General features: G+C 73.4%; 3 protein-coding genes. All 3 read left to right on the top strand.

Going from position 1 to position 11,425, the window contains the following annotated elements; all coding sequences use genetic code 11:
- The first annotated feature begins 226 nt into the window (after nucleotides 1-226).
- The gene (locus tag P3T29_RS09820; RefSeq protein WP_280715923.1) at nucleotides 227-4,819 is read left to right on the top strand and encodes a non-ribosomal peptide synthetase; all 4,593 of its coding nucleotides are present in this window, start codon (nucleotides 227-229) and stop codon (nucleotides 4,817-4,819) included.
- A complete protein-coding gene (locus P3T29_RS09825; RefSeq protein ID WP_280715924.1) occupies nucleotides 4,816-8,031 on the top strand; it encodes an amino acid adenylation domain-containing protein in 3,216 nt (1,071 codons plus the stop codon). Before P3T29_RS09820 ends, P3T29_RS09825 begins: the two co-directional genes overlap by 4 nt.
- Nucleotides 8,028-11,425: amino acid adenylation domain-containing protein (locus P3T29_RS09830; RefSeq protein WP_280715925.1), on the top strand; the 3,398-nt coding region annotated here is incomplete at its 3' end. The genes P3T29_RS09825 and P3T29_RS09830, both read left to right, overlap by 4 nt.

Here is an 11,425-nt window from a genome sequence, read left to right on the forward strand (position 1 = left end):
ATCTTTGACTGGCCGCCAGAGCGGAGCGAGCCGCCCACGCCGGCCGCCCGCGAAAGAGCCCCAGCTGCCAGAACCCAGCTGCCAGAGCCCAGTTGCCAATAAGCCCACTTGCCAGAGCCCCAGCCGTATGAGCCCCCGCTGCAAGGGCCTCGGCGTCCGCGCTCCCAGGCGCCCTCCCCTTCGCACTTCTTGGCCCAGTCCGATCATGACCCGCGAGGAGCATCCGTTGACCAGCCCACTGCTTCTGCCCCGTATCTTCGCCCGGCAGGCGTCCCGGACACCGGGCGCGGTGGCCGTGGTGGACCAGGACCACCAGCTCAGCTACCAGCAACTGGCCTCCGAGGCCGGCCTGCTGGCGGACCGGCTGCGCGCCCTGGGGGTCGGCCCGGGCAGTCTGGTCGGAGTGCTGCTGCCGGCCGGCGTCGATCTGCCGACCGCGCTGCTCGCCGTCTGGCACGCGGGCGCCGCCTACCTGCTGCTCGACCCGGCACTGCCGGGCGCGCCGACGGCCGAGGTGATCGGCGAGGCCGGGATCAAGGTCGTGCTCACCCACCGGTCGCTGGCCGGCCTGGCCGGCCCGGCCCAGACGCTCTGCCTGGACCTGCCCGCCGAAGCGGGCGGCGCCGCCGAGGCCCGCCCGTTCGAGGACCGCGCGGACGCCCCCGCCTTCGTCTCCCGCACTGCCGACGGCGCGCTGCTGACCGTCGACCACGCGAGCGCCGCGCACTACGCCCTCGGCCTGGCCGAGCGCCACGAACTGGCGGAGGCGGACCGGGTGCTGTGCACCGGCGCGGTCGGCCGGCTGCCCTGGGAGGTCTTCGCGGCGCTCGGCTGCGGCGCCACCCTGGTGATGGGCGGCGCCGACCCGGCCGCCGCGGCCCGCACGCACGGCGTCACCGTGCTGCCGGTCTCGGGCTCGTTCGCCGACCGCACCCCACAGGACTACTCCGGTGTCCGCCTGGTGGTCGCCACCGACCTCACCCCGGCGCAGCTGGCGCACTGGGCCGAGGGCACCGGGGCCGAGCTGTGGCAGTCCTACGGCCCGGAGGTCTGCGGCGTGGAGCTGGCCGCCGGCCCGTTCGACCCCCGGCAGCCGCAGGCCGTCCTCCCCGGCGAGCAGCCGGAGCTGTGGGTGCTGGACGAGTACGGCGACCCGGTGCCGCCGGGCGTCCCCGGCGAACTGCACATCGGCGCGCTCGGCAGCGCGTACGCCTTCCCCGGCCGCCCGGACACCACTGCGGACCGGCTGGTGCCGGACCCGGACGGCGAACCGGGCAGCCGGCTGCTGCGCACCGGGCTGCTGGTCCGGCTGCGGAACAACGGCGGCCTGGAGCTGCTCGGCCAGGCCGCCGAGCCGGCTGCCGCGCCGTCCGCCTTCGCCCGTCCGGCCTACGTCGCCCCCCGCACAGCGCAGGAGGCGCTGGTCGCCCAGGTGTGGTCGGAGCTGCTGGAGCAGGACGGAATCGGCGCCGAGGACAACTTCTTCCAGCTGGGTGGCCACTCGCTGCTGCTCACCCGGCTGGCCGAGCGCCTGGGCGCCGCGACCGGGCGGCAGCTCTCGCTCACCGAGGTGTACTCGGCGCTGACCGTGGCCGAGCAGGCGAAGCTGCTCGCGGCGGCTGCCGACGAGCTGCCGCCGGTGCGCCCGGTCTCCCGCCGGGGCCCGCTGCCGCTCTCCTCCGGGCAGCGCCGGCTGTGGTTCGTGGACAGCGTCGGCCCGAGCCCGGAGTGGATCGTCCCGCTCTTCCTGCAGCTGCCCGCCGAGGTCTCCGAGCAGACCGCGCAGCACGCACTGAATCTCCTGATGGAGCGTCACTCTTCGCTGCGCACTCGCTACTTGACGGTGGACGGCGAGCCGATGCAGCTGGTCGACGAGCCGCAGCCGGTCGAATGGCGGGAGCTGGACGCCACCTCCCCCGAGCGGGAGGCGGTGTTCCGCGCCCAGTTCGAGACCGGCTTCGACCTGGCCTCGGGCCGGCTGCTGCGCGCCCTGCTGGTCCGGGAGGCGGACGGCGAGCGCTGGCTGCTGGCCACCGTCCACCACATCGCCTGCGACGGCTGGTCCGCGACCGTGCTGGAGCAGGAGTTCCGGCAGCTGTGCGCCGACCTGACCGCCGGACGCACCCCGCAGCTGCCCGAACTCGCCGTCCACTACACGGACTTCGCCGCCTGGCAGGGCGAGCACCGGGGCGAGCCGCAGCTGGCCGGCGAGCTCGGCTTCTGGCGTACGGCGCTGCGCGACCTCAGCCCGCTGGAGCTGCCGACCGACCACCCGCGCCCGGCCGAACGCGACCCGCGCGGTGACCTGGTGCCGTTCAGCATCCCCGCTCCGCTGGCCCAGGCGGTCGCGGCACTCGGGCAGCGGCACGGCGCCACCCCCTTCATGATCCTGCTGACCGCGTTCTCCACCCTGCTGGCCCGGCACACCGGGCAGTGGGACGTGCCGGTCGGCGTCCCGGTCGCCGGGCGCAGCCGTCCCGAACTCGAGCCCGTGGTGGGCTTCTTCCTCAACTCCCTGGTGGTGCGCTGCCAGTTGGACCCGGCGGCCGCCTTCGGCGACGCGCTGGACGCCGTCCGGGACGTCGCGCTGGCCGCGTTCGCGCACCAGGACGTCCCGTTCGAGCGGCTGGTCGAGGAGCTGCGTCCGGAGCGCGACCCGTCCCGTACCCCGCTGTACCAGGTGGCGTTCAACTTCACCGACGGCCCGGCGGGCGGCGGCATGCCGGACCGCAAGCACGGCGAGGCGTACCTGTACGCCCGGCAGGCGGCCAAGACCGACCTGACCCTGTACGTGCGCACCGAGCAGGACGGCAGCTGGACCGGTGTCCTGGAGTACGCGACCGCGCTGTTCGAACGGGCCACCGTCGAGCGCCTGGGCGCCGGGCTGGTCCAGCTGGTCGAGTCCGTGACCGCCGCGCCCACGACCGCGCTCGGCGCCGCCGAGATCCTCCCGGCAGCCGACCGCGCCGAGGTGCTGACCCGCTGGAACGAGACCGGCGCCGACTGGGACCGCGTCCCGGTGATCGACCTCATCGAACGGCAGGCCGCCGCCGCCCCCGAGGCCCTCGCGGTCTCCTACGGTCCGGTGTGGCTGTCCTACCGGCAGCTCGACGAGCGGGCCAACCAGCTCGCCCACCAGCTGCGCGCGCTCGGCGCCGGCCCGGACACCCCGGTCGGGGTGCTGCTCCAGCGCGGCCCCGAACTGCTGCCGGCCCTGCTGGGCGTGTGGAAGGCCGGCGCGGCCTACATCCCGATGGACCCGTCGAACCCCGCCGAGCGGATCGAGCACATCGTCCGGGACAGCGGCGCCAAGCTGCTGGTCACCGACTCGACGCTCGCCGCGCTCGCCGCCGGACACCAGGGCGCGCTGATCCTGCTGGACAGCGACCGGGCCGCGATCGACGGGCAGCCGGTGGCCGCGCCGCCGCGCGCCGTCAGCCCGGACCACCTGGCGTACGTCATCTACACCTCCGGCTCGACCGGCCGCCCCAAGGGCGTGATGGTCACCCACGCCGGGCTCTCCAACCACCTGCAGTGGGCGGCCCGCGAGCTGGTCACCACCGAGGGCGGCGCGCCGCTGTTCTCCTCGATCGCCTTCGACCTGCCGGCGACCAACCTGTACGCCCCACTGATGGCGGGGCAGCCGGTGCACCTGCTGCCCGCCGACCTGGACCTCGGCGCGCTGGGCCGCACCCTGGTCGCCACCGGCCCGCACAGCTTCATCAAGCTCGCCGCAGGCCACCTGGAGCTGCTCGCCCACCAGCTCACCGACGCGCAGATCGACCAGCTGGCCCAGTGGATCGTGGTCGCCGGCGAGGCGCTCACCCCGAAGGTGGCCAACCGCTGGTCGCAGGCGCTGGGCGCCGGCCGGCTGATCAACGAGTACGGCCCGACCGAGAACTCGATCGGCTCCACCATCCACCCGGTCACCCACCGCTACGAGACCACCGTGCCACTCGGCCTGCCGCTGCCGAACACCACCGGCTACCTGCTGGACGCCAAGGGCCGCCCGGTGCCGCTGGGCGTGGTCGGCGAACTGTGCGTCGGCGGCGACGGTCTGGCCCGGGGCTACCTCGGCCGGCCCGACCTGACCGCCGAGAAGTTCGTCCCGCACCCGTACGGCCCCGCCGGTTCCCGCCTCTACCGCACCGGCGACCTGGCCCGGCGGCTGCCGGACGGCGCGATCGCCTTCCTCGGCCGGATGGACAACCAGGTCAAGCTGCGCGGCTACCGGATCGAACTCGGCGAGATCGAGACCCAGTTGCTGACCTCCCCGGAGATCCGCGCGGCTGCGGTGATCGTCCGCGAGAACCCGGCCGGGGAGAAGGCGCTGGCCGCCTACCTGGTCCCCGCCGACGGCGCGGTGATCGACCCGGCCCAGGTCCGCGAGCGGCTCGGAGCCGCCCTGCCGGAGTACATGGTGCCGAGCATCTTCAGCACGCTGGAGGCGCTGCCGCTGACCCCGAACGGCAAGCTCGACCACCGGGCCCTGCCGGACGCCGAAGTCGCCACCGGGCACTACGAGGCGCCCGCGACGCCGACCGAGGAGCGGATCGCCGAAATCTGGTCCGAGGTGCTGGGCCGCGAACTGGTCGGCGTCGAGGACAGCTTCTTCGAAATGGGCGGCCACTCGATCCTGGCCATCCGGATGGTCTCGATGGTCCAGGACGCCTTCGACCTCGACATCCCGATCCGCACCGTCTTCGAGTTCGCCACCGTCCGCCGGCTGGCCGAGGCGGTCGAGGAGCTGATCCGGGCCGAGCTCGAGGAGCTCTCCGACGCCGAACTGGGCTCGCTCGCAGAGGAGTACCACGCGTGAACACCACCCGGAGCACCACCCGGAGCACCACCCGTAGCACCATCGCCCCCTTCGCCCTGGTCGGCGCCGAGGACCGGGAGCAGCTGCCGGACGGCCTGGTTGACGCCTACCCGCTGTCCATGGTCCAGGCCGGCATCCTGATGGAGATGCTGGCCGCCACCGGCGGCCCGGTCTACCACAGCCTGCGCGCCTTCCAGGTGCGCGAGGACCGGCCGTTCGACGCTGCCGCGCTCGGGCAGGCGGTCGTCCTGCTGGCCGGGCGGCATGCCGCGCTGCGCACCTCGATGCACCTGACCGGCTACTCCCGTCCCCTGCAACTCGTCCACGCCGACGCCGAGATCCCCGTCACCGTGCACGACCTGCGCGGCCACGACGAGCAGCGCCGGGCCTGGGCACTGTGGGAGTTCACGGCCAACGAGCAGGCCGAGGCCTTCGATCCGACCGAGCCGCCGCTGCTGCGGATCGCCGTGCACGTCGTCTCGGACGACAGCTGGCGGCTGACCTTCACCCACTGCGGCGCGCTGCTGGGCAGCCGGGGCCCGGACCTGCTCTCCGGTGAGCTGCTGGAGCTGTACGGCTGCCTGCGGGACGGCACGGAGCTGCCCGCCCACCAGGCGCCGGCTGTCGGCATCGCCGACTACATCGCCGCCGAACTCGCCGCGCTGGACAGCCCGGAGGACCGCGCGTACTGGCAGAGCATCACCGATACGCACGCCCCGCTCACCCTCCCGCAGGCCTGGGGCGACGAGCAGAACCCGGTGGAGCGCTACCGGCTGCGCGTCCCGTTCGGCGATCTGGAGGACGGGCTGCGCACGCTGGCCGAGCGGGCCGGCGCCACGATCAAGAGCGTGCTGCTCTCGGCGCACCTGAAGGTGATGAGCTCGCTCACCGCCGAGGACGCCTTCCACACCGGCCTGGTCAGCCACAACCCGCTCGAAGTGCCGGGCGCGGAGCAGGTGTTGGGATTCCAGCTGAACACGCTGCCGTTCCCGCACAGCGGCACCCCGGCGACCTGGCTGCGGCTGGTCGAGCAGACCCACGACCGGGAGACCGAGGTCTGGGGCCACCGCCGCTACCCGCTGCCCGCGATCCAGCGCGCGGCGGGCGTGGACCGGCTGGTCACCGTGCTCTTCGACTTCCTGGACGACTCCGCCACCGAGAACGCCGGCGTCCCAGGCAGCGGGGTTGAAGCCGCTGCGGCCGAGGAGTTCGAGGTGGCGTCGAACGAGTTCGCGCTCAACGTCACCGCCGTCGGCGGCCGGTTCTACCTGGCCACCGGCACCGACGCGATCGACCGGGGCTACGCCGATCGGCTGGCCGGGATGTACCGGCACGTGCTGGAGTCGATGGCCCGCGACCCGCACGGCGACGCCACCGGCGGCGTGCTGCCGCCTGCGGCGGCCGAGCGGCTGGTCGAGGAGTGGAACCCGGCACTCGGTGAGCCGGCCCCGGGCTGCGTCCACCAGGCCTTCGAGGCCCGGGCCGCCGAGCGGCCCGACGCGGTCGCGGTCGAGTTCGGGGACACCGCGCTGACCTACCGTCAGCTCGACGAGCAGGCCAACCGGATCGCCCACCACCTGCGCGCGCTCGGCGCCCGCCCCGACTCCCTGGTGGGGATCTGCCTCGAGCGCGGCCCGGAGCTGATCCCGGCGCTGCTGGGCGTGCTCAAGTCCGGTGCGGCGTACCTTCCGTTGGACCCGGCGAACCCGGCCGAGCGGCTCGGCTACATCCTCGAGGACGCGGCCGCCGAGCTGGTGATCACCCAGTCCACGCTGGACAGCATCCCGGCCACCTACCCGGGCACCCGGGTGCTGCTGGACACCGACGCCGCGCTGATCGCCGCCCGCCCGGCCGAGTACCCGGGGGTCGCGGTGACCCCCGACAACCTGGTGTACGCCATCTACACCTCCGGCTCGACCGGCCGCCCCAAGGGCGTGGCCCTGCCGCACGGCGCGCTGGCCAACCTGATCGAGTCCTTCGCCCGGTCCACCAACGCGGCTCCCGGGTCGGATCCGGCGACCTGGCTCGCGTCGACCTCGATCTCCTTCGACATCTCCAACCTGGAGCTCCACCTGCCGCTGACCACCGGCGGCCGGATCGCGCTCGCCTCCCGCGAGCAGGCCGCCAACCCCGGCGCGCTGATCTCGCAGATCGCCGAACGCCGGGTCACCCACGTGCAGGCCACCCCGTCCGGCTGGCGGGTGCTGCTGGCCGCAGGCTTCGAGCAGCCCGGCATCGTCGCCCTGGTGGGCGGCGAGGAGCTGCCGCTCCAGCTCGCCACCGAGCTGCGCTCGCGCGTGGCCGACCTGGTCAACGTGTACGGCCCGACCGAGGCCACCGTCTGGGCCTCGGCCTGGACGGTACCGCTCGACCCGTCGGCCGTGCGGCTCGGCTCGCCGCTGCTCAACTACCAGCTGCACGTGCTGGACCGGGCCGGCCGGCCGGCCGCGCCGGGTGTCCCCGGCGAGCTGCACATCGGCGGCCTGAGCCTGGCCCGGGGCTACCTGAACCGGCCCGGGCTGACCGCCGACAAGTTCGTCCCGGACCCGTACGGCCCGCCCGGTGCGCGGCTCTACCGCACCGGCGATCTGGCCCGCCGACTGGACGTGGGAGAGCTGGAGTTCCTCGGCCGGATCGACACCCAGGTGAAGATCCGCGGCTACCGCATCGAACTCGGCGAGATCGAGTCCGCGCTCACCGGCCATCCACGGATCCGCGAGGCGATCGTCACGCTGCGGGACAGCGGCCTGCTGGTCGCCCACATGGTCGGCAGCGGCCGGCTCGACGCCGCCCGCCTCCGCAAGTACCTGGCCGGCATCCTGCCGTCGTACATGATCCCCAGCGCCTTCGTGCCGATCGACCGGATTCCGCTCAGCATCAGCGGCAAGGCCGACCGCCGGGCCCTGCCCTGGCCCGACCGCACCCCCACCGACCTCCGCCCGCCCGCCACCGAGCTGCACGAACGGCTCGCGCAGTGCTGGAAGGACGAACTCGGTACCGGCCCGGCCGGCATCGACGACGACTTCCTGCTCGCCGGCGGCGACTCCATCCACGCCGTCCGCCTGGCGGACCGGCTCCAGCAGGAACTCGGGTGCGAGATCAGCGTCCGCACCGTGCTGGAGAACCCCACCGTCAGCCGTCTCGCTGACGCCGTACTTCGCGCGCCCGCCGCGCAGTTCGACACCGACCTGGTTAAGGAGAGCAAGGCATGAACACCAACGACACGGTTGCCCAGCAGCAGCAGGACCCGGCCTCGTTGCGTGCCGAGCTGCTCCGCCGCCGCCTGGCCGGCGGACGCGGCAACGGCCGCCGCACCGCCATCGAACGCGCGGACCGCACCGCGCCGCTGCCGCTGTCCTTCGGCCAGCAGCAGATGTGGTTCCTCAACCGGATGGACCCGGACTCCACCGAGTACGCCGTGCCGCTGGTGCTGCGCCTGCGCGGCGAGCTGAACTCCGGTGCGCTGGAGCAGGCCTGGGAGCAGATCGTGGAGCGCCACGAGATCCTGCGCACCCGCTACACCCTGGTCGACGGCGAGCCGGCCCAGCTGGTCGACGCGCCTCGGCCGGCCGGCCTGCCGGTGGTGGACCTGAGCTCCGTGCCGGCCGACGCCCTGGACGTCCGGATGCGCGCGGCCGTCGAGTCCGAGATCGCCGAGCCGTTCGACCTCGAGCAGCAGTGGCCCGTCCGGGCCACCCTGGTCCGCCTCGGCGCGACCGACCACATTCTCGTCGTGGTCTTCCACCACATCGCCTGCGACGCCTGGTCGATGCGGCTCTTCGCGGGCGAGCTGAGCGGCCTGTACCGGGGCGCCGCGACCGGCACCCCGGTGACGCTCGAGCCGCTCGCGCTGCAGTACGCCGACTACGCCGCCTGGCAGCGCAAGCACCTCACCGGTGCCACCCTGGAGCGCGAACTCTCCTACTGGCGTGGCCGGCTGGACGGCAACGCGCCGCTGGAGCTGCCCACCGACCGGCCGCGACCGGCCATCCGCAGCTGGGAGGGCGACTCCGTCCCGTTCGCGATCCCGGCCCACCTCGCCGACCGGGTACGTGAGTTGAGCCTGGAGCACGGCACGACTCCGTTCACCTTCCTGCTCACCGTCTACCAGCTGCTGCTCGGCCGCTACGCCGGCTCCAGCGACATCCCGGTCGGCGTCACGGTCTCCGGCCGCAACCGGCCCGAGCTGCAGCAGGTCATCGGGTACGGCATCAACACACTGGCCATTCGCGGCCATTGGAGTGGGAACCCGACCTTCGCCGAGCTGCTGAAGTCCTCCGCCGGTACGGTGCTGGACGCCTTCGACCACCAGTCCGTACCGTTCGCCCGGCTGGTCGACGAGCTGCAGCCTCAGCGCGACCTGTCCCGCACCCCGATCTTCCAGGTCGACTTCGTCCTGCACGAGGACCGCCGGTCGGCCTTCGACCTGCACGGCCTGGAGCTGGAGTCGCTGCTCGAGGACCGGATCGCCAAGTTCGACCTCACGCTCAACGTCACGCACGCCACCGAGGGCCCGCTGCACGCCCGACTGGGCTTCGCAACCTCGCTGTTCGACCGGGCGACCGTCGAAAGGATGACCGGGCACTACCTCCAGCTGCTGGAGTCGGTCACCGCCCAGCCGCAGGCTCGGCTCTCCGCCCTGGGCATGCTGGCGCCGACCGAGACCGCACAGCTGCTGGAGCAGTGGAACCCGCTGGCCGCCGAACCGGTGGACCAGTGCGTCCACCAGGCCTTCGAGGCGCAGGCCGAGCGGACCCCCGATGCGGTCGCGATCGTCTTCGAGGGCGAGCAGTTGACGTACCGTCAGCTGAACGAGCGTGCCAACCGGCTCGCCCACCACCTGCGCTCGCTCGGCGCCCGCCCCGACACGCTGGTCGGAGTCAGCCTGCTGCGCGGCATCGAGCTGATCCCGGCGCTGCTGGGCGTACTCAAGTCCGGCGCCGGCTACCTGCCGCTGGACCCGGCCAACCCGGCCGACCGCCTCGGCTACATCCTCGAGGACGCCGGTGCGCCGCTGCTGATCACCACCTCGACGCTGAACAGCATCCCCGACAGCTACCCCGGCACCCGGGTGCTCCTCGACACCGACGCCGCCGCGATCGCCGCCCGGCCGGCCGAGAACCCGGTGCCGGTCGCCGGACCCGAGAACCTGATCTACGTCATCTACACCTCCGGCTCCACCGGCCGGCCGAAGGGCGTCGCGCTCAGCCACGCCAACGTGCTGCGCCTGATGCTGTCGGCCGACCACGACCTGCACTTCGGCGCGGACGACGTGTGGACCCTGTTCCACTCGTACGCCTTCGACGTCTCCGTCTGGGAGATGTGGGGCGCCCTGCTGCACGGCGGCCGCCTGGTGCTGGCCTCGCTCAACACCCTGCGCTCGCCCGACGAGTTCCTCGACCTGCTGGTCGCGGAGCGGGCGACCGTACTCTGCCAGACCCCCACCGCGTTCCGCTCGCTCACCGCGCTGGCCGCAGCCGGCGACCCGCGAATCGACCAACTGGCCCTGCGCGCCGTCGTCTTCGCCGGTGAGCGGCTGGACACCGCCGACCTGCTGCCGTGGACCGACCGGCTGGGCCTGCGGATGCCGACGCTGGTCAACATGTACGGCATCACCGAGACCACCGTGCACACCACGTACCACGAGCTCGGTGCCTTCGACCTGGACAACGCCAGCCGCAGCTTCGTCGGCCGGCCGCTGTCCGATCTGACTGTCCACCTGCTCGACGCGGACGGCAACCTGGTGCCGGTCGGCGTCCCCGGTGAGATCCACGTGGGTGGCGCGGGCGTGGCACGCGGCTACCTCGGCCAGCCCGAGCTGACCGCCGAGCGCTTCGTGCCGGACCCGTACGGCCCGGCCGGCGCCCGCCTCTACCGCTCCGGCGACCTGGCACGCCGCCTGCCCGACGGTTCGCTGGAGTGCCTGGGCCGGATCGACACCCAGGTGAAGATCCGCGGCTACCGCATCGAACTCGGCGAGATCACCAACCAGCTGCGCACGCACAGCTCGGTGCGCGACGCCGCCGTCATCGCCCGCGAGGACACGCCCGGCGACAAGACGCTGGCCGCGTACGTGGTCATCGCCGAGGGCCAGACCCTGGAGCCGGCCGAGCTGCGCGCCCAGCTCGCGGCCGCGCTGCCGGAGTACATGGTCCCCGGTGCGTTCGTGGCGATCGAGCGGATCCCGCTCACCAACAACGGCAAGCTGGACAGCCGGGCCCTGCCCGCACCGGGCCGTGACGCCTTCGCCGCCACGACGCACGTCGCGCCCAGCAGCGCGGTCGAGCTGGCCATGGCGGGTGCGTGGGCGGAGATCCTCGGCCTGGAGGCTGAGCAGATCGGCGTCCACGACGGCTTCTTCGACCTCGGTGGCGACTCCATCCGCGCCGTCCGCCTGGCCGGCGCCCTGCGGGAGATCGGCTACGTCTGCACCATCCGCGACATCTTCGAGCACCGGACGATCGCGCGGCTGGCCGCGCACGCCGGCGCCGCCGCCGAGGCCGTTCAGCCGTTCGCGGCCGTCGAGCCGTTCGCGCTGATCGGCGAGGCGGACCGGGCCGCGCTGCCCGAGGACGTGGTGGACGCCTACCCGCTCTCGCAGGTGCA

This window comes from Kitasatospora sp. MAP5-34 (assembly GCF_029894335.1).
Classification (GTDB): Bacteria; Actinomycetota; Actinomycetes; order Streptomycetales; family Streptomycetaceae; genus Kitasatospora.